This is a genomic window from Actinoplanes sp. CA-252034, from assembly GCF_050956125.1.
GTDB lineage: Bacteria > Actinomycetota > Actinomycetes > Mycobacteriales > Micromonosporaceae > Actinoplanes.
Genome location: NZ_CP191846.1, coordinates 2,059,412 through 2,078,578 on the forward strand (window position 1 = coordinate 2,059,412; position 19,167 = coordinate 2,078,578).

At 71.3% G+C, this 19,167-nt stretch carries 14 protein-coding genes; 7 read left to right on the top strand and 7 right to left on the bottom strand.

From position 1 onward, the window contains the following. Positions 1-168 precede the first annotated feature (168 nt). A complete protein-coding gene (locus tag ACQPZW_RS09485; protein ID WP_433794445.1) occupies positions 169-867 on the bottom strand; it encodes a TetR/AcrR family transcriptional regulator in 699 nt (232 codons plus the stop codon). A 62-nt stretch (positions 868-929) separates the two neighbouring features. Here ACQPZW_RS09485 and ACQPZW_RS09490 point away from each other — a divergent pair, with 62 nt between their 5' ends. Continuing rightward, complete coding sequence (locus tag ACQPZW_RS09490; RefSeq protein WP_433794446.1) at positions 930-1,877, top strand: hypothetical protein; 948 nt, start codon at positions 930-932, stop codon at positions 1,875-1,877. 87 nt (positions 1,878-1,964) lie between these two features. Here the strand turns inward: ACQPZW_RS09490 and ACQPZW_RS09495 are convergent, their stop codons facing one another. The 5 genes from ACQPZW_RS09495 to ACQPZW_RS09515 all read right to left on the bottom strand — a co-directional run bounded on the left by ACQPZW_RS09495 (position 1,965) and on the right by ACQPZW_RS09515 (position 12,122). Continuing rightward, complete coding sequence (locus ACQPZW_RS09495) at positions 1,965-3,521, bottom strand: hypothetical protein (RefSeq protein ID WP_433794447.1); 1,557 nt, start codon at positions 3,519-3,521, stop codon at positions 1,965-1,967. After that, the gene (locus tag ACQPZW_RS09500) at positions 3,511-4,896 is read right to left on the bottom strand and encodes a glycosyltransferase (protein WP_433794448.1); all 1,386 of its coding nucleotides are present in this window, start codon (positions 4,894-4,896) and stop codon (positions 3,511-3,513) included. The genes ACQPZW_RS09495 and ACQPZW_RS09500 overlap by 11 nt, the downstream gene beginning before the upstream one ends. After that, entirely contained in the window at positions 4,893-6,956 is a 2,064-nt protein-coding gene (locus tag ACQPZW_RS09505) for a polyprenol monophosphomannose synthase (RefSeq protein WP_433794449.1), read from the bottom strand. Before ACQPZW_RS09505 ends, ACQPZW_RS09500 begins: the two co-directional genes overlap by 4 nt. Further along, a complete protein-coding gene (locus ACQPZW_RS09510) occupies positions 6,956-10,414 on the bottom strand; it encodes a PA14 domain-containing protein (protein WP_433794450.1) in 3,459 nt (1,152 codons plus the stop codon). The genes ACQPZW_RS09505 and ACQPZW_RS09510 overlap by 1 nt, the downstream gene beginning before the upstream one ends. Positions 10,415-10,568: 154 nt before the next feature. Further along, positions 10,569-12,122 carry a CocE/NonD family hydrolase gene (locus ACQPZW_RS09515; protein ID WP_433794451.1) on the bottom strand — a complete coding sequence of 518 codons (1,554 nt, stop codon included), beginning with the start codon at positions 12,120-12,122 and terminating at the stop codon, positions 10,569-10,571. Positions 12,123-12,247: 125 nt separating this feature from the next. Here ACQPZW_RS09515 and ACQPZW_RS09520 point away from each other — a divergent pair, with 125 nt between their 5' ends. Together ACQPZW_RS09520 and ACQPZW_RS09525 are read left to right on the top strand one after the other, a co-directional pair. After that, positions 12,248-12,874 (top strand): TetR/AcrR family transcriptional regulator, encoded by a 627-nt coding sequence (locus ACQPZW_RS09520; protein ID WP_433794452.1) that lies wholly within the window; start codon positions 12,248-12,250, stop codon positions 12,872-12,874. Then, positions 12,871-13,440 (top strand): sensor histidine kinase, encoded by a 570-nt coding sequence (locus tag ACQPZW_RS09525; RefSeq protein ID WP_433794453.1) that lies wholly within the window; start codon positions 12,871-12,873, stop codon positions 13,438-13,440. Before ACQPZW_RS09520 ends, ACQPZW_RS09525 begins: the two co-directional genes overlap by 4 nt. Here ACQPZW_RS09525 and ACQPZW_RS09530 read toward each other — a convergent pair. Next, a complete protein-coding gene (locus ACQPZW_RS09530; protein ID WP_433794454.1) occupies positions 13,437-14,447 on the bottom strand; it encodes a DUF2278 family protein in 1,011 nt (336 codons plus the stop codon). The genes ACQPZW_RS09525 and ACQPZW_RS09530 overlap by 4 nt on opposite strands. A 189-nt stretch (positions 14,448-14,636) precedes the next feature. Here ACQPZW_RS09530 and ACQPZW_RS09535 point away from each other — a divergent pair, with 189 nt between their 5' ends. From ACQPZW_RS09535 to ACQPZW_RS09550, 4 genes are all read left to right on the top strand, one after another. Then, positions 14,637-15,941, top strand: coding sequence for a hemolysin family protein (locus ACQPZW_RS09535; protein ID WP_433797492.1), 1,305 nt, complete (start codon positions 14,637-14,639; stop codon positions 15,939-15,941). Positions 15,942-16,013: 72 nt separating this feature from the next. Continuing rightward, entirely contained in the window at positions 16,014-17,252 is a 1,239-nt protein-coding gene (locus tag ACQPZW_RS09540; RefSeq protein WP_433794455.1) for an SLC13 family permease, read from the top strand. Positions 17,253-17,405: 153 nt separating this feature from the next. Further along, positions 17,406-18,017, top strand: coding sequence for a hypothetical protein (locus ACQPZW_RS09545; protein WP_433794456.1), 612 nt, complete (start codon positions 17,406-17,408; stop codon positions 18,015-18,017). Further along, positions 17,975-19,165 (top strand): hypothetical protein, encoded by a 1,191-nt coding sequence (locus ACQPZW_RS09550; protein ID WP_433794457.1) that lies wholly within the window; start codon positions 17,975-17,977, stop codon positions 19,163-19,165. The genes ACQPZW_RS09545 and ACQPZW_RS09550 overlap by 43 nt, the downstream gene beginning before the upstream one ends. Positions 19,166-19,167 lie beyond the last annotated feature (2 nt).

Genomic DNA, 19,167 nt, shown 5'->3' on the forward strand with positions numbered 1-19,167 from the left:
GTAGCCGGTGGAGGCTAGCAAAGATCGATTACAGTAACTCTCAGCACCGGTACGACTATCCACTGTGACCAGCGCCGGGGCCATCGTCCGAGTGGCGCGCGCAGGCGTGGTGTCGGAGTTCCGACACCATCCGGGTGGTGGGGCGATTCGGGTGTAAAGGGGTGAACGTCAGCCGAGGACGTCGAGAGCGGCGAATGCGCGACCGGCGAGGGCGCGGACGGCGGAGCGGATGCCCGCGGGAGACTCACCCCCGGCGACGCGCTCCCGGATCTCGGCGTGCAAGGCATGGTCGGCGGCCGCGATGAGGGCGGCGGCCATGCGGTCGCCGGGCGGCAGCGTGTCGGACGGCGGGCCGGCGGCCATGCGGTCGCCGGACGGCAGTGCGTCGGGCGGCAGGGTGTCAGACGGCGGGGCGGCGGCCATGTGGTCATCGGGCGGCGGGGCGTCGGCCAGGGCGTCGGCCAGGGCGGTCTCGGTCAGTTCGCGGAGGAGCCGAGCGCGGGCCATCAGTGCGGGGCTCTCGTCGACGACCCGCCAGAAACGCTCCGCCCCGGGCTGCAGGCCGAGCGTCGGGTCGTCGTGGTCGAGCCGCTGGAGGAACGCCCGGTGCACGGCCGTGGCGGCCGTCTCGCCGTCGGTTCGCCCGCGCACGGCTCGCGCCAGTCGCTGGACCACCTCGTCCTGCCGGTCGAAGAACAGGTCCTCCTTGGTGGGGAAGTAGTTGAAGACCGTATTGACCGAGACGGTGGCGGCGCGGGCCACTTCGGCGACCGTGACCCGGTCGAACCCCTTCTCCAGGAACAGCGCCAGTGCGGCGTCGGCGATCGCGGTCCGTGTCGCCTGCTTCTTCTCGTCACGTAGACCCACGTCCGGAATCTTAGCGTCACTGAAAACTTGGAGTGACACCAAAATTCGGCTACGGTCGGCGCATGCCACTCGACTTCGGTGTCTATCCGGGCGGCCTCGGCGGGACCGCCGACGGCTCGATCACCCCCGGCCCCGCAGAGGACCCGCATCGCATCGCGGCCGCCCTCGACGCTCTGCACGGCGACCGGCCGTTTTTGGTGCGGGGCTATCTGCACTACAGCGACGCCGCGCCCGGCATCCTGCAGGCGCCACCCGGGCCCGCGCGATACGCGACCGGCCGCCGGCGCCTCGACCTGGTGCTGTGCTTCCGCGAGCCGGGTGACGATCTCACCGGCTGGCTCCGCTTCGTGCGCGGGCAGATCCGGCTGCACGCGGCGGTCCTGGCCAAGGTGCAGATCACCGAGGAGCCGGACAACGCGGGGCCGGGTGGTGACGGTGAGTTCCCGGCGGTGCGGCGGGCTCTGATCGAGGGGACGCTCGCCGCACGGGACGAGGTGGCCCGGCTCGGCGTGGACGTCCTGGTGGGCTGCAACACGACGCTCGCCTTCGACCCGGGTCAGGCGTTCTGGACCGGGCTCGGACGGGCCGGTGGCGACGACTTCCGGGGCGCGCTCGACTACGTGGGGCTCGACTTCTTCCCGGACGTCTTCCGGCCCGTCCCGGCGGAGGATCTCGCCGGGACGGTCGCCGGGGTGCTGCGGCACCACCGGCACGAGAGCCTGGGCGCGGGCGGCATCCCCGCGTCGGTGCCGCTGCACGTCACCGAGCACGGGTGGCCGACCGGCGCCGGCCGGACCGCCGAGCGCCAGGCCGAGGTGCTGGAGACGGTGGTACGGGCCGTCGACGCGTCCGCCGGTGAGCTGAACATCGACACCTACGAGCACTTCGCGCTCCGGGACGCGGACAGCGCCGTCGACGACCCGATGTTCCAGTTCGGCCTGATGACCTCCGACTACCGGCCGAAGCCGGCGTACGCCACCTACCGGCGACTCATCACCGAACTGGGATGAGAGACGGCCGCCGGCCCGGGGACGGAGGCCCCCCGGCCCAGGCCGAGCGGGGGTCAAGGGAGGGAGACGGTCACGGGAGGGAGACGGTCACCGGACCGGCACCAGAGTCCACTGCAGACCACCCTGGGTGTCGTACCAGCTCAGGGCCGGAGCAAAACCGGGACCCGGGTCTCGGGTGGCACGCAGGCGGACCGCGTCCGCGGCGCCCCGGGCGGAGAGCAGCAGGTAGCGGACGCCGTGACCGGCCGGGTCGGCGACGGCCGCCGCGAAGTCCCGGTCCGGGGTGATGACGAACTGTCGTGGACGGTCGCTGGCCAGGACGATGCCGAAGGCGTAGGCCGCGTCGGTGAGGACCGCGCCCTCGGGCAGCTCCATGGCGTCCAGGTCGGCGGCCACCTGCCGGTTGACCAGGGTGAGGCTTCGGGTGCGCGCCGCGCCCTCCGTGGTGAGCCACTCGGACTCCTCGCGGGCCAGGGTCGGCCGCCCGAGGGTGACGACCGTCGACGGGATGGCGATCAGCACGGCGGCCAGCGCCGCGGTCACCACCGCCCGGCGGGGACGGGTCGCGATCAGATGCCCGGCCAGCAGGACGGTCAGCGGGACGACCGTGATGTGGAAGCGCAGCCAGCCGAACGACGTCCCGGACAGGAACGCCAGCGCGTCGAACGCCAGCACCGATCCGAGGACCGTGAACGCGGCCAGCACCCGCGGGTCGCGCCGTCGCCACGCGGCGGTCAGTGCGGCGACGAGCACCAGCACGAACAGCGGGGCCAGGCCGAGCATCTGCTGCAGCCCGTAGCCGATCCGGCCGGCCAGGTCGTCGCCGGTCACCGAGCCGATGCCGGTGGCGTTCGCGGACACCTGGGCGGAGTTGCCGTACTCGGAGGAGAACGTGGCGAACCACTGGCCGACGATCAGCTTGCCGGCCAGCGCCCAGAGGACCACCGCGAGCACACCGGGCAGGCCGGCGATGACCGCGTCGGTGCGGGCCAGGGCCAGCCTGCGGGGGCGGTCTCCGGTCGTACGCCGGAAGGTTGTCAGGAAGACGAGAACCGGGACCGCGGCAACCGGGGCGAGCGCCTCGTATCTCGCGCCGTAGGCGAGCCCGATGGCGAGGCCGACCGGCACGAGCTGTTCGGCGCGGCCGTCGGCGAGCCAGATGACCAGCGCCCGCACCGCGAGCATCAGGCAGAGCAGGAAACCGGCCTCGCTCATCCCGTTGCCGGAGTAGATGACGATCATCGGGTGCAGCGCGAACGCGCCGGTCAGCACGAGCCGGGCGACCCGTGGCACGTCGGAGCGGCGCAGCACGTCGTGGAGCACCGCCACGGTCGCCGTCATCAGCGCCGCGGAGACCAGCACCACGAGCAGCCCCTGCTGGGTGAGCGCCGGGAAGACCAGGCCGAGCGGCAGGAACGGCAGCAGGATCAGCGACGGCAGCGGGTTCCAGACGAAGCCGATGGCGGCCAGGTGCGGATCCCGGCTGAACAGCGTGTACCAGGCGTTGGCGGCCCGGCTCGCCGAGTCGCCGGGCACCAGGTCGCTGTGCCAGAACCACAGTGCCATGGCCAGATAGACGACGGCGTAGAAGACAAAAGGCTTCTTCAGGGCAGCGGGGGTACGGGTGAGCACGTCAACCGACATCGGCGGTCTCCTTGGTGAGGTGCAGCCCGTGCGTAGTCTTCTCCCAATAGGACGGTTTGAAGACCAGCTGCCAGGCGGCCTTGGCCCCGGCGAGGCTCATCATGGCCCAGTAGCCGGGTGACAGCAGGGCGGTGCCGAGCAGGTCGGGCCGGTCCATGGTGCGGGCCGACAGCACGTTCAGATAGATCACCGTGGCGTTCCCGAAGACCAGGCAGATGACGCCCAGGTAGTAGAAGGGCGGCACGAAGATCTCCTCCATGACCGCCGGCCGGTCCAGGAACCACAGGATCGTGGTCGCCCACAGGACGGCGTTGAGCAGAGCGGCCAGCGGGGTGCCGCCGACGAACAGGTTGAGGCAGAGGATCCCGCGCCAGCCCAGCTGCCGGGCCGTCGCCCGCGGCGACCGCAGATGCACCAGCCAGGTCATCAGATAGCCCTTGTACCAGCGGCTGCGCTGCTTGATCCAGTTGATGAAGTCGGAGTTCGCCTCCTCCAGCGTCACCGAGTCCAGCACACCGACCCGGTATCCGGAGCGGGCCAGCCGGATGCCGAGGTCGGCGTCCTCGGTCACGTTGTACGGATCCCACGCCCCCAGCTCGCGCAGCTCGCGCGCCCGGAAGTGGTTGCTGGTGCCGCCCAGCGGGATCGGCATCCGCAGCGCCACGAGACCGGGCAGCAGCGACCGGAACCAGGTGGCGTACTCCAGTGCGAACCACTTGGTGATCCGGTTCTGGTCGATGTTGAAGTAGCCGAGCTCGGCCTGCAGGCACACATAGGACGGCCCGAGCCGGCGCAGCGCCACCACCGCCCGGCGCAGTTGCAGCGGGTCGGGGATGTCCTCGGCGTCGTAGATGGTCACGAACTCGCCGGTGGCCTGTTCGAGGCCGACGTTGCAGGCCTTCGGCTTCGTCTTGGGCTGCGACTCGGGAACCACCAGGATCCGCACGTGATCGGCGGTCGCCACGGCTGCCGCGGCCTCGATGGTCTCCTGGTCGTCCTCCTCCAGCAGCAGGATGATCTCCAGTTTGTCGGCCGGGTACTCCAGCGCGCCCAGGTGCGACATGAGCAGGCCGATCACCGACGGCTCCCGGTAGGCGGGCACCAGGACGGTGTAGACCGGCAGCTCGTGATCGGGGACGGCACGGGCCTCCTCGTCGCTGACCCGGATCAGGTGCTCGCCGCGGGTCGACGCCCACACCAGCACCACCCGGAAGACGATCGCGGCGCCGTACGCCACGGTCACGATCGCCACCACGGTCTGCAGCACGAGCATCGGCCGCAGCACCGCCCACACCGCGATCAGGACCAGTGCCACGACCAGGCCGGCCCGCTGCGTCCGGGACAGCACGACCCGGGCCGAGAATCCGGGGCTCATCGGGCGACCCCCAGCAGGACCACGGCCATCGCCACCAGTGCGGCCAGCGCGAACCGGCCCCGTGGCAGGTACTGCCGGACGGCGGTGACCGGGGCGGGCGCCGGGGACCAGCGGGTCACGAAGACGGCCACGGTCAGGGCCAGCACCGCATCGGTGAAGACCGGCAGCCGCGCCACGTCGAACGCCGCCGTCCCGAACAGCCGGCCGGTCAGCAGCACGGCCAGGACCGCGCCGACGGTCACCGCGGCCAGCGTCAGGGACGCCACCGCACCCCGCGCCAGTGCCCGCACGGTCGGTCCGAACAGGACGAGCGCGCTGATCAGCAGGCACGCGACAGCACCGGCCAGGGCGAGACCGGGCAGTTGTTGCGCGGGCAGCACCAGTTCGGTGCCCTGATGTGCGGTGACCAGACCGCCTCCGCTGCTGGTCGGCCCGGCGGGACGGCCCAACAGGGTGACCACGGCCCGGATGCCGGCGTCGACCGGCTCACGGACGGCCGGCGCGACCCCGGCCACCGCGAGCAGCGGCAGCAGCAGCGCCCAGCGCAGCCGGGCCACGGTGCGTGTGCCGACCAGCAGGATCGCCGCGCCGGCCAGGAACGACAGCGCCGCCGGAACCAGCCGGCCGTCGGTGCGCAGGAGCAGCAGCAGCGTCGTGCCGGCGGTCAGGAACACCGTGGCCAGCAGCCCGTCCACCTGCCTGTCGTGCACGTCCGGCTCGGCGCTCGACGGCCGGATCCGGCTCGCGGCCAGGGCGGCCGCGGCGGCGGCCGGGATCAGCAGCGGCACCCCGGAACCGCGGCTGAACAGCCCGTCCCAGACGTCCGCGGCGAGCGCCGGGAACGCCACCGCGGTCAGCGCCACGGCCAGCAGGAGCCGGGTGACGACGGCCCGGCGCACCGCCACCACCAGTCCGCCCGCGCCGGCCGGAGCGCCGTACACCCAGCTGCTGGTCACCGCGTAACGCAGCGCGAACACCACGACGACGGCCAGCACGTTCGCTTCGAGGTAGTGCAGTCCGGCCAGTTGCACCAGCCCGTACAGCAGGCCGAGATGGACCGGGGTGAGCGTGTTGTTGAGCAGCAGGAACCGGCCGAACCGGCGGCGCCGGGCATGCTCACCGGGCGGCATCACGAGGTTGTCGATGACCGCGAAGTTCCACACGATCGCCACCTGCACGGCCAGGAACGCGGCGAGCAGGTACGGCAGCCCGGCGCCCTCGCCCAGCGCCCACAACGCCGCCGAGTTGACCGCTGTGCCGGCCGCCCCGGCCAGTGCGAACCCGGCCAGCCGGCCCAGCGGCGAGGCGGGATGCCGGGACGCCCCGAGCCGCAGCAGCGTGAGGTGACGCAGGTAGCGCAGACCCTCGCGGAACGACGCCTTGCTCTCACCGGCCTGACGCGGCTGGAAGGTGTACGGCACCTCGGTGATCTGCCGCATCCGCCCGCGGACCACGACCTCCAGCAGGATCTTGTACCCGTTCGGCCGCAGCGCCGTGGTGTCGAGCGCGTCCCGTCGTACCGCGAAGAAACCGCTCATCGGATCGGTGACCGACCGCAGCCGGACCGGGAAGAAGATCCGGGCGAGCGTGCCGGAGGCGCGTGAGACGACGCGCCGGAAGGCGCCGCCGAGACCGGTGACCCGCCCGCGGGTGCGGTAGCGGCTGGCCACCACCGCGTCGGCCTGGTCGACCTGCCCGGCCGCCAGCAACTCGGGCACCGTCGCCGGCGGATGCTGCAGGTCACCGTCCATCACCACGACCCACGGCGCCAGCGCCGCGGCCAATCCGGCGGTCACCGCACCCCCGAGACCTCCGGTCCGTTCGCCTCGCGGCCGATGCAGCAGACGTACGCCGTCCGGATCCGAGGCGGACAGAGCGGTGATGACCTCCGGGGTGTGGTCGTCGCTGTCGTCGACGAAGACGATCTCGCTGGGGGTGGCGCCGAGCGCGTCACGCAACTGCTCGACCAGGGGCCGTACGTTGTCCGCCTCGTTGCGGGTGGGCACGACGACGGTGACCGCCGGCGAAGCCTTCAGCCGGACTGGGATTACCTCCACCATTACGGGATCTCCCTCTGGGACGTGAATCGTGCTACCGCTCCGCCGCCCGCCTCGTAGTACTCGACGACGACGGTGTGCTCACCGCCCGCGACCTCGATGTCGGCGGTGAAGGTGGTGGGGCCGTGGTCGGACCAGCCGTCGACGACGGTGACGCCGTCGAGCAGCACCCGGATCCCGTCGTCACCGGTCGCCGCGAACCGGTACGTGCCGGGCTCCCAGGCGGCGGTCCGGGTCCAGCGGGCCGAGAACCCGTCGGCCGGGAGGGCCGGGCCGGGGCTGCCGTCGCCCCAGTCGAACGCGACCGCGTCGTCGGACCTGGTCAGCACCGGCGTCCCGGACAGCTCGCGGTTGCCGAAGTACTCGGCGGCCCAGGTGTCGACCGGCCCGACGTCACCGACCCGTTCGTAGCCGAACCGGGCGATGGCGCCGCCGCCGTTCTCGAAGTACTCGACCCGGATCTGGTGGGGGCCGTCGAAGAGCAGACGATCGGTGCTGAACGTGTCGTTCTGGTTGACCCACTTGTCGACGATCGGGACACCGTCCAGCCAGACCCGGATGCCGTCGTCGCTCTGACCGGAGAACCGGTAGATGCCGGCCGGCAGGGTGTCGGTTCGTGTCCAGCGGGCCGAGAAACCGTCGGCGGGCAGCCCCGCGGCGGGCGAACCGCCACCCCAGTCGAAGCCGATCGTGCTGTCCGGCCGCGTCAGTACGGGCTCACCGGCCAGGTCCATGCCGGTGAAGTACTCGGCCGTCCAGTCCGGTGGATCGGGCGCCTCGGTGGTCTGCCGGAAGGCGAGTCTCGCGACCGCGTCGCCGCCGTTCTCGTAGTACTCCATCACCACCGTGTGCGGCCCGCCGCCGAGCAGCGTGGTCCGGGTGTGCGCGGTGGCACCGGAGTCGGCCCAGGCGTCGATGATCCGCTGACCGTCCACGGTGACCCGGACGCCGTCGTCGGCCGTGGCGACGAACTCGTAGTCACCCGGGGCGAGGCTGAGCGTGCGGGTGTACCGGGCGACGAAGTGGTCCGGGCTGATCGCCGGGTCCGGGGAGCCGAGCGCCCAGTCGTTGTCGACGTTCGGCTCGGCCCGGGTCAGCGTGGGCGCGGTGGACGGCACGGTCGGGGCGGAGCCGGCGCCCGGGGTGTTCCAGTACTCGGCCTTCCAGTCGGTGCCCGGTTGGTCGATCGCCGCGGCCCAGTCCAGTTTGGCCATCGCGTCGCCGCCCTCGTCGAAGTACTCCAGCGTGATCGTGTGGAGGCCCTCGCCCAGGTCGCCGATCCAGTCGTAGGCCGTACCGGACTGGCCCTGCCACCTGTCGAGCACCAGCCGCCGGTCCACGTAGAGCCGCACACCGTCGTCGGAGACCGTGGTGAACCGGTAGCGCCCGGCCGCGAAGTGCTGCTTCTTGGTCCACCGGGCGGAGAAATCGTTCGCCGGCACCGCCGAGCCGGGTGCGGCCGCACCCCAGACGAAGTCGATCCGCGGGTCGCTGCGGGTCAGCACCGGGGCCCCGGCCAGGTTCTTGTTGTCGTAGAAGGTGGCGGTGAACGGCGCCGACGGGACATAGGAGGCGGTGTACGTGGTGTCCGCCGCCGGGGTGGTGACGGTGTGCCGGATGCCCTTGCCGTCCGACCAGCCACGGAACTCGTACACCGTGCCGTCGCTCGCCACGGCGGTCGGTGGGGCGTACAGCTCCCGCTTGAAGCTCTCCACGCCGAGCACCTCGTGCGGCGTCTCCACCGGCACCCCGTCGAGGTAGGCGGTCAGGCCCGGCGGGCTCGTCGCCACCGTGAAGGTCGTGGTGACCGGCCGGATCTCGATCGACTTCGAGGTGCTCAGGCCGGTGCCGTCGGTGGCCGTGACCCGGATCTCGTACCAGGTGTCGGCCGAGGACTCCCCGGTGTCCGGGATGGTGAACTGCCCGGCCCGGCCGGTGAGCGGCCCCGCGAACGGGTGGATGTGCGTGTGGTGGTGCAGGATCACCGACGTCCGGATGCGGTTGTCGTCGAGGTCGAACCCGGCGGCGTCCTGCGCGAACGCGTTGTAGGTGACGACGTCCCCGGCGCGGTAGGTGGACTCGTCGGCCGGTACCGCGATGGTCACCGTCGGCGCGATGCCCACCTGGATGATCAGCGGTACAGCGGTGTTCGTGGTGTCGCCGTCGGAGACCGAGAGCGTGGCCGTGTAGACGCCGGTCTGCTCATACGTGTGCGCTGGATTCGCTGCGTCGCTCGTCGTGCCGTCGCCGAAGTCCCAGGCGTAGGTCAGCGGGTCGCCGTCCGGGTCGCTGCTGCCCGCGCTGGAGAAGCTCACCGTCAGCGGGTTGAGTCCCTTGTCCACGTCGGACGTCGCGTTCGCCGTCGGTGTGTGGTTGCCCAGGCTGTAGGTGACCTTGTAGATCCGCCCCGGGATGTAGGTCAGGTAGTAGAGGTCGCCGTCCGGCCCCACCTTGAGGTCGACCACGGCCCCGGCCTGCGCGTCGAAGTCGTGCACCGACGTGACGTCGCCGTCGCCGTCGAGCACCGCCCGCCGGATGAACCCCTTCGCGTAGTCGGCGAAGAACAGGTTGCCCTGATACTCGGGTGGGAAGACCGAACCCCGGTAGACCGGCCCGCCGGTGGCCGCCGCGCTCTCCCCGTCATGGGCGTACACGTGGATCGGGTCCACGAAGCCCGAACAGTTCGCGGCGCACATCCCCTCCTTGAGCGGCCACCCGTAGTTGCCGCCCTTGACGATGTGGTTGACCTCCTCCCACGTGTAGTCGCCGACGTCACCGCCGTACAACTCACCGGTCAGGCTGTCGAACTGGAACCGCCACGGATTGCGGAAGCCGTACGCCCAGATCGCCTGCTCCTTGCCCGCCTGCCCGTAGAACGGGTTGTCGGTGGGGATGGAGCCGTCGGAGTTGATCCGCAGGATCTTGCCGTGCGGGTTGGAGAGGATCTGCGCGTTGCTGGAGTAGCCGTTGTCGCCGACGGCGAAGTACATCTTGCCGTCCGGCCCGAACCGGATGCTGCCGCCCACGTGCAGGTGCTGGGAGAGCGACTCGGTCTTGAAGATCTCGAACGGCCCGTCGGTGCCGACGTCCCCCGAGGCGTCGAAGCGGACCAGGCGATTGTGCAGGTCGAGACCCGTGTAATAGAAGTACACGTAGTGGTTGGAGACCCCGAAATCCGGGTCGAAGGCGATGCCGATGAGACCCCGGTCACCGGTCGGCTCGGACGGCAGCACCGCGAACGGCGTGGCCAGCAGGTGACCGTCCTTGAAGACCTTGACGACCCCGGCCCGCTCCAGGATGAAGATCCTCCCGTCCGGGGCGATCTCGAATCCGGACGGCTCGTTCAGATCGGCGCCGACGACGAGCGAGGTCTGGAAATCGGCGGGCGGGGCGGCGGACACGGGCGTGCCGGCGCAGAGGGAGAAGAGGATCAGGATCAGAAGCGCTGTCGCCGCTCTCACAGGTCCCGAACCTATGGGCCCATCATTGCGGTCCAGAAGCCCTGCGCTGAAACAGCAGTGACACTCGTGATTCGAGGCTGTTTCCCATTCCGGCTAATGAGCCCCAACCGGAAATGGATCACCGGCGATGGCCGGTGATCCATTTTCCGATACGCTATTGAATGGGTACGTCCACGTAGGATCCGCCACCGATGGTGATGGAATCCCCCGAATCGTTCTCGTCGTAGTAGAGCGGGTCCACGGTGTCCACCACGAGGGTCAGCGAGTGGCCGGCCGGCAGGTCGTAGGCGGTCGCCGGGAAGGTCACGTCGACGCTGCCCGTCTTCTTGAGCCACGTCACCGGGGCGTGCGTGACCAGCTTGGCGTTGCCGACCCGGTCCAGGTCGTACAGGTAGGCCACCACGGTCCCGGTCGCCGCGACGCCGGAGAGCTCCAGGTGGACGCTCGCCTTGCCGCGGATCCGCTGGTCCGACGACGGCCGCTCGGCCGCCCAGACACCGGCCCGGCCCCGGTCCACGAACGGCAGCCAGACCGACGGCTGCTGCCCGGTGATCGCCGCGGCCCCGTTGGAGATCAGCACGATCCCGCCGTTGGCGATGGTGTCCCTGTCGGCCGGGAGCGTCTTGGTCCAGCCGGAGCTGACCGCGCCGCCGAGCAGGCCGGTGCCGTCCAGGGCGCGGATCCGGCCGAGGCCGTACCGGCGGGTCGAGGAGGCCTGCGCCGCCCAGGTCGGGTACGACTCGGCGGCGGCGTTCAGCGGCTTCAGGTGGATCGGGTTCGCGGCGGTGGCGCCGGTGGCCAGGTGCGCGTCCAGCCAGGAGTAGAGGCTCGTCCACACCTCGTTGGGTAGGCCGAGGACACCTGTCAGCTCGGCGATGGCGTGGTCGCCCGGGCGCAGCTCGAGACGCTTCGGGGTGGTCAGCTTGCCGTAGAAGTCGACGAGCTGGTTCGGCGGGAAGAACGTGTCACCCCAGCCGTTGGCGATCAGCACCGCCGGATTGTTCGCGTTGATCCGGTCGAGGTAGGTGGCGGCGGAGCGTACCTTCGCCCACGCCATCACGTCGCCGACGTCCACGTTCGCGTTGAAGTCCCTCATCGCGTCGGTCAGCTCGGCGCTCGGCCTGCCGACGATCTGCGCGGCCAGCTCCAGCAGCCCGGCCGACTGGCGGTGCCGGGTCTGGTCGGCGTAGAGCGAGTACACCAGGTCGGTCCATCCGCTGAGCACCCCGACCACCCGGATCCGGCTGTCGAAAGCCGCCCCGAGCAGGCTGATCCCGGCGCCGTACGAGATGCCGGCCGCCCCGATCCGGGCCGGGTCGGCGGCCGTGTTCGCGATCGTCCAGTCGACCACCTTCGTCAGGTCGGCCATGTCCTTCGGCCCGGCGGTGTCGATCTGCCCGCCGGACAGCCACCAGCCGCGCGGCGTGTACGACACGACCACGTACCCGCGCCCGGCGAGGATCCTGGCCTGCGCGAGGTACTCCAGGTCGTTGAGCCCCCAGCTGGACGGCAGGATCACCGCCGGGTGCCGCCCGCTCGCCGACGGCGCGATGACGTTGGCCTTGAGGGCGACCCCGCCGTCACCGGTGATCTCGACGGCCGTGAAGCCGGTCGTACCCACGGCGGCGTGGGCCGGTGAGGTGGTCGTCAGAGTGGTCGCGGCCAGCGTGAAAGCGGCGATCAGGGTGGTCAAGCGGCGAAGCGCCATCAACACTCCTCGATGGAGGGAGCGAACGTGGCGGCAGCGTAGGTATCGGTTCCGATAATTTGAAGATGGTGACATTCTCGTTACCGGCAAGTAACGTAACTCGTCGGTAGCCAAGGGGGTGTCAGGTGCTCTACGGAACCCCGACAGCACGTCGACGCGACGCCCAGCGCAACCGGGCGGCCATCCTGGAGGCCGCGAGCGAGGTGCTGGCCCAGGAGGGCGCCGTCGCCCTGATGCCCGAGATCGCTCGCCGCGCCGGCATCGGGCAGGCCACCCTCTACCGGCACTTCGCCGACCGGCAGGCGCTCACCGCCGCCGTGCTCACCTACCAGCTGGAGATCATGGAGGCCCGGGTCGCCGCCCACTCCGGGCATCCGGCCGGTTTCCGTGACCTGCTGCGCGAGACCCTGCACTCGCAGATCGAGCTGCGTGGCCTGGTCAAGCTGATCCGCCGTTTCGACCCGGGGCAGCAGGAGCGGTACCGGCAGCGGGTGATCGCGGCCTTCGCCCCGCCGCTGAGCCGGGCCCGTGAGCACGGGCACGTCCGCGCCGACCTGGTCCCCGAGGACCTCTCCCTGCTGTTCACCATGGTCCAGGGCGTCGCCGAGGCCACCGACGACGTCCGGGCCGCCCGCGCCGCCGCCGACCGGGCGGTCGACCTCGTGCTCGAAGGGGTGTTCCGGCCGGACCTCAGGACCGCCGGGACGGTGCCGATCAACCCCGGGGTGGGGGAGCGCGGCGGAACGAGGTGACGACACGATGCGTGGTCGAGGCCGGATCCCCCGCCGAGCTGGGCATCAGCGTGATCAGCCGCCAGGCGCAACGGCTCGACGAGATCGTCCGCGAGGTGCTCGGCATGGTCAGCATCGACGCCGGCAACCTGAGCGCCGTCCGTGGCGAGGTCTCGCTGCACGACGGGATCGCGCAGGCCCTGGCGAGCACCGGCGCCACCGGCGTGCCCGTGACCGGGCCGGACGTCACCCTGCGCTTCAACCCCGGCCACCTGCAGCAGGTGCTGGTCAACCTGCTCTCCAACGCGGACAAGTATGCCGGGGGCGCGACCGGCGTACGGATCGAGTCCTCCGGCGGCCGGGTGCTGCTGAGCGTCGAGGACCGTGGCGCCGGCGTGCCGGAGGAGTTCCGCCCGCACCTCTTCGAGCGGCTCTCCCGGGCCGAACGCGACGCCGGCTCGGTCCGTGGCACCGGACTCGGCCTCTACATCGTCCGGAGCCTGGCCCGTGCCAACCACGGCGAGGTACGGCACGAGCCGCACCCCGCCGGAGGCTCGGTCTTCATCCTGGACGCGGAGGCCGTTTAGAAGACGACGCTCCAGCCCTCCCGCCGCCCCCGCTCGGCGGTCCACGCCACGCCGTCCACCTTGAGCCCACGGGCGTCGAGGAGCGTGAGCGTCCCGCCGCCGGGGCTCAGCCGCACCGGGGCCGCGACCGGCACCCGGACCGCCGCACCGGACGCCAGCGCGCCGGAGAGCGGCAGCCGGCCACCGGCCCGGTCCACCAGCGCCCAGCCGTCCAGGCCGATCTCCCGGGGCGACGCGTTCAGCAGCGTGACCGCCTCCGGCTCCGGGCGGGACGGATTCACCTGCGCCGCGACGACCCGTACCAGATGGTCCGGCTCGACGGGCGACGGCTGTGGCGCCGGGCCGGCGCCGGGCAGCTCCGGCAGCGGGTGCCCGGTGATGTCGTCGGTGTGCCACACCTGTGACTGGAAGGCCAGGAAGACCGCCACCCAGTCGTCGGCGGCCGGGAAGTGCAGCAGCAGCGCCCCGTCCTGCCACACGCCGTCGTCACCGGCGAACCGCCCGCGGTTGCCCTGGTTCATGTGCACGTCGTGGATGCCGTTGCCGGGCCGGAAGCCGAAGACCCGGTCCGATTTGGCCTCCGGCTCGCAGACCTCGCCGAAGACGTACGCCCGCGCGTCCAGGTCACCGAGCGCCCGCCGGACGAAATGATCGAGGAAACCCCCGAGATCATTCTCCGGCCCGGGCCTCGCGGTCGGCACCGGGCGCATCGAGGCACGGTCGAACAGATTCCCGCGGATGAAGTCGATCGCCGCGCCGCCGACCCGGCTCTCGATATCGGTGAAACCGTCCGGAAGCCCGCGGACCCTCTCCAGTATCGGATGATCGAAATGGTCGATCCCCAGGTAGAGCAGGCCCGGTGGGCTCTGCTGGGAACGCACGTCGACGGCCGCCCGGTAATCGACTCCGGAGGCCCGCAGATGAATCTGATAATGCGTCGTGTCATTGGTCTCGATGCGACGGTCGATAACGGCCGCCCGCAGAACCCCGTATCGCTTCAACGGCATGGACCGGATTGGACACCCGGGCATATCAGCAGTCAATGAACGGCTCGACAAGTGTTCTCGTCAATTACCGGACAGCGTGGAATCGAGTGGACATCAGCGGCTCGCGGCAAGCATGGATCGGGATCTCCCTGGGAATGCTCACAGCGGGCACCGGTAGCCTGGAGCCTTCGTCTCTTCGTGAAGGAGTTGATGTCCGCCGTGGGCGGATACGGCTGGCAAGTTGTCCTTGTCATGGTGCTGGTGCTGCTCAACGCGGCGTTCTCGGGAAGCGAGATGGCTCTCATCTCGCTGCGGGAGAGCCAGTTGCAGCGTCTCGAGCGGCAGTCCCGCACCGGAAGGACCCTCGCCAAGCTGGCGCGGGACCCCAACCGGTTCCTGGCCACCATTCAGATCGGCATCACCCTGGCGGGTTTCCTCGCCTCGGCTGCCGCGGCGGTGTCGTTGGCGCAGCCGCTGATCGAGCCTCTCGGTTTCCTCGGCGACGCCGCGGAGCCCGTCTCGATCATCCTCGTCACCATCGTCCTGACGTTCTTCACCCTGGTCGTCGGCGAGCTCGCCCCCAAGCGCGTCGCCATGCAGCGTGCGGAGGGCTGGGCCATGCTGGTGGCCCGCCCGCTCGACGTGCTGGGCACCCTGTCGCGGCCGGTGATCTGGCTGCTCGGCAAGTCGACCGACCTGGTCGTCCGCCTCGCCGGCGGCGACCCCGACGCGGGCCGTGAGGAGGTCAGCACCGAGGAGATCCGCGACATGGTCGCCGCCCAGCAGGACATCACGGCCGAGCAGCGGACGATCATCTCGGGCGCCTTCGAGATCGCCGACCGGATCCTCCGGGAGATCCTCATCCCGCGCCGTGACGTGCTGATCCTCCCCGCCGACCTGCCCGCTCCCGAGGCGCTGGCCCGTCTCGTCAAGGGCGGTCACTCGCGGGCCCCGGTCACCGGCGCCATGGGCCTGGACGACGTGCTCGGCGTGGTCCACCTGCGTGACCTGATCACCGCCGACGGGCTGGCCCGTGACCACATGTTCGAGCCGCTGTTCCTGCCCGAGACGCTGAAGGTGTCCGACGCGATGCGCCAGCTGCGCGGCCAGCGCCAGCAGTTCGCGCTGGTCGTCGACGAGCGCGGCGCCATCGACGGCATCGTGACGATGGAGGACCTGGTCGAGGAGGTCGTGGGCGAGATCTACGACGAGAGCGACCGGGACGTGCAGTCGGTGATCCACGAGGAGGACGGGGCGATGTTGCTGCCCGGCACCTTCCCGATCCACGACCTGCCCGACATCGGCGTCGACATCGAGGAGACCGACGCGGGCGACTACACGACCGTCGCCGGTCTGGCGCTGGCCCGGCTCGGCCACATCCCGACCGTCCCCGGGGAGACCGTCCGCATCGACGGTCACACCGCCGAGGTCGTCGAGATCACCGGGCGGGCGATCACCAAGCTGCGCCTGCGGCCGCTGCCGGCGCAGGAGACCGAGGAGGACACCGCGGACTGAGGCGAGGCGTGCCTCGTCACACGGGGCCCTTCCCGGCTCGCCGACCCGGCCGCCCGCTCATAGGCTAGTCGCGTGCTCATGATCATCGCGCTGGCGCTGCTGGCTGCCGTCCTGGCCTTCGCCGTGGCCCGGCCCCGGGGACTCCCCGAGGCCGCGGCCGCGGTGCCGGCCGCCGTGCTGGCCGTCGGCTTCGGCCTGGTCTCCCCGTCGGCGGCCCTGCACGAGGTGGAGGAGCTGGCGCCGACGGTGGCGTTCCTGGCGGCGATCCTGGTGCTCGCGTTCACGGCGGAGCGGCACGGCGTCTTCGGCTGGATCGGGGCGCTCGTCGCCCGTACCGGGAAGGGCCGTCCCCGCCGTCTCCTCGGCGCCGTCTTCGGCGCCGCCGCCCTGACCACCGCCGTGCTCAGCCTCGACGCCACGGTGGTCCTGCTCACCCCGGTGGTCTTCGCGGTCGCCGCCCGCGCCGGTGTCCACCACCGTCCGCACGCCTACGCCTGCAACCACCTGGCAAACTCGGCCTCGCTGCTGCTGCCCGTCTCCAACCTGACGAATCTGCTGGCCTTCGCCGCCAGCGGCCTGACCTTCGCCGGTTTCGCCGCCCTGATGGCCGCCCCCTGGCTGGCCGTCATCCTGGTCGAGTTCCTGGTCTTCCAGTTCTTCTTCGCCGGCGACCTGGCCGCTCCCGCGAACCCGAGCCCGGCCGACCCCGGCCCGCCCCCGCGTTACGCGCTGACCGTCCTGGCCGTGACCCTCACCGCCTTCGCGGTGCTCCAGCCGTTCGGCGTCGAGCCGGCCTGGATCGCCGCCGTCGGCGCGGTGGCCCTGGCCGTGCCCCTGCTTCGCCGCCGGGAGATCCGCCCGTTCGCCCTGCTCACCGAGGCGAACCCGGCCTTCTGCGCCTTCGTTCTGGCGCTCGGGGTGGTGGTGCTGGCCGTCCGGGCCAACGGCCTCGGCGACTGGATCGACGCCTGGATCCCGCGCCATCCCGACCTGCTGGGCCTGCTCGGCGCGGCCGCGCTGGCGGCGATCCTCGCGAACGTCCTCAACAACCTTCCGGCGACCCTCGTCCTGCTGCCCGCGGTGGCCCACTCGCCGGGTCTGCTGCTGGCCGTGCTCATCGGCGTCAACGTGGGCCCGAACCTCACCTACGCCGGCTCCCTGGCCACCCTGCTCTGGCGCCGCATCCTGCACGCCCGCGACGCCGCCCCGCGCACCTCCGACTTCCTCAAGCTCGGCGCGGCCACCGTCCCCCTCACCGTGGTCGCCGCGGTCACCGCCCTCTGGGCCGGCCTCCACGTCTACCAACCCTGATCCGGTACGCCGTCGGCCGCCGCCACCCGCAATCCACCCCGCCCGTGGCCACCGCGCGACGCGGTCCCGGCGCCGGACCGCGGCGCGACCGCCGGGGCTGTCCCGCGGGGCCACACGGACGGCGGGTGGACGGGACGCTAGTAGGATGCGCCGGTGGTTCAGGATCTCGTGGGTGACGATCGGTCTGCGGCGACGACGAGGCTGGAGACGGGCGGGGAGAGGCAGGCCGTGACCGCCGACGACGCCCACGCGGCTGACGAGGAGGCCCGGCGCGCCGGGGTGACCGGCGCGGAGCTGCTGCTGTGGCTGCACCGGGGGCTGTCAGTGGCGGCCGTCATGGGCCTGGTCGTGGGAACCCGGGGGTTCTGGCAGGCGAACGCGATGAGCCGCCCGTGGCTGGCCCTGGTGCTGACCGGCGCCTATCTGGCGATGCTGGTCGCCGCGGTGCTCGCGTTGTGCGCGTCACGGCACCGGACGCTGGCCCGGCTCGACGCCGGGGTGCTGGTCACCGCGATCGTGATCAAGCTGGTGGCGGCGTGGCCCGGGGTGTCGGGGGCGAAGGCGCTGACGGTCGACGAGGGCCTCCTGATGGAGGCGGCGTCGCGTGCTCTGGCGAAGGGGCGCAATCCGTACACCTCGGCGTGGCCGGGGATCGATCCGGCGCTGCCGACGCAGCTGATGGACGGCCGTACCGTGTTCGACTTCGGCTATCCGCCGCTGGGGTGGAGATCGGGGCGGTGTTCCAGCGGCTGTTCCCGTCGATGACGGGGATCGTGCTGGTGGCGTGGCTGGCGGTGTTCGCGACGGCGGTGTTCGTGTTCGCGGTGGCGCCGAGGCCGTTGCGGCCGATCGCGACGCTGGGTGTGCTAGGGCTGGGCACGTTCACGTCGTACGCCGACAACGCGTACCCCTCGGTGATCGCTCTTCCGTTCCTGTGCGTGGCTCTGTGGGGCTGGCCGAAGATCGGGCGTGCGGGGAGGCTCGGCCGTCATGGTCTGGTCCGCGCGGTGGCGCTGGGAGCGGCCTGCTCGATCCACCAGCTGGGCTGGTTTCTGGCGTTGTTCCTGGTGGTGGGCCTGATCGTGCTGCGCCTGGGCGAGCTGGGCCTGGCCCGCACGTTCTGGTTGCTGCTGCGCTACGGCGGCGCCGCGCTGGCGGTGTTCTTCCTGTCCAGCCTGCCGTTCATCGTGACGACGCCGCACGCGTGGCTGACCGGGGTGTTCGAGCCGCTGTTGCAGCACGCGGTCCCGCACGGTCAGGGACTGATGGGGATCACGCACTACATCATCGGCGGGAGCGCGGCGCTGGACTGGTACGGGCGCGCGACGATCGCCCTGCTGGTGGCGCTGCTGGTGGCGTTCGGCCTGCATCTGCGTACGCTCGGGCCGGCGATCGCGGTGCTGCCGTGGGTGATCTTCATGGTGTCCACGCGCTCGCAGGACGGCTACTGGCTGCTGACCATGCCGCTGTGGCTGGCGGCGCTGGTGACGACGACCCGTGCCGACTTCGCCGGCGCCTTCCGGTTCGAGGTGCCGAGGCTCCGGGCGGTCACCGCGGCGCTGTTCGTGCCGACGGCGGCGATGTTCCTGGTCGCGGTGGCCACCCCGCAGCCGCTGGACTTCGCGGTGCGCACCCCGGTGGTGGCGGGTGGCAACCTGCCGGAGCTGACCGTCGAGGTGACCAACCGTTCGGGCGAGCCGGTGAGCCCGCACTTCTCGGTGACGACCGGTGCGACGATCGCCAGTTTCTGGAGGATCCAGGCCGGGCCGGGGACACTGGCGGACGGGGAGACCGGGACGTACACGCTGGTTCCGCCGTCGAAGACCTTCAAGGTTCCGGCGGAGGGCCGGACCATCCTGCGCGCGGTCTCGGACGCGCCGCAGACGCTGAGTAGCATCCCTCTGACGAAATGAGC

What these genes read in the sequence shown, in the direction of transcription:
- ACQPZW_RS09490 (WP_433794446.1), top strand. Translation starts at nt 930, where the DNA reads ATGCCACTCGACTTCGGTGTCTATCCGGGCGGCCTCGGCGGGACCGCC.
- ACQPZW_RS09495 (WP_433794447.1), bottom strand. Translation starts at nt 3,521, where the DNA reads ATGTCGGTTGACGTGCTCACCCGTACCCCCGCTGCCCTGAAGAAGCCT.
- ACQPZW_RS09500 (WP_433794448.1), bottom strand. Translation starts at nt 4,896, where the DNA reads ATGAGCCCCGGATTCTCGGCCCGGGTCGTGCTGTCCCGGACGCAGCGG.
- ACQPZW_RS09505 (WP_433794449.1), bottom strand. Translation starts at nt 6,956, where the DNA reads ATGGTGGAGGTAATCCCAGTCCGGCTGAAGGCTTCGCCGGCGGTCACC.
- ACQPZW_RS09515 (WP_433794451.1), bottom strand. Translation starts at nt 12,122, where the DNA reads ATGGCGCTTCGCCGCTTGACCACCCTGATCGCCGCTTTCACGCTGGCC.
- ACQPZW_RS09530 (WP_433794454.1), bottom strand. Translation starts at nt 14,447, where the DNA reads ATGCCGTTGAAGCGATACGGGGTTCTGCGGGCGGCCGTTATCGACCGT.
- ACQPZW_RS09535 (WP_433797492.1), top strand. Translation starts at nt 14,637, where the DNA reads ATGTCCGCCGTGGGCGGATACGGCTGGCAAGTTGTCCTTGTCATGGTG.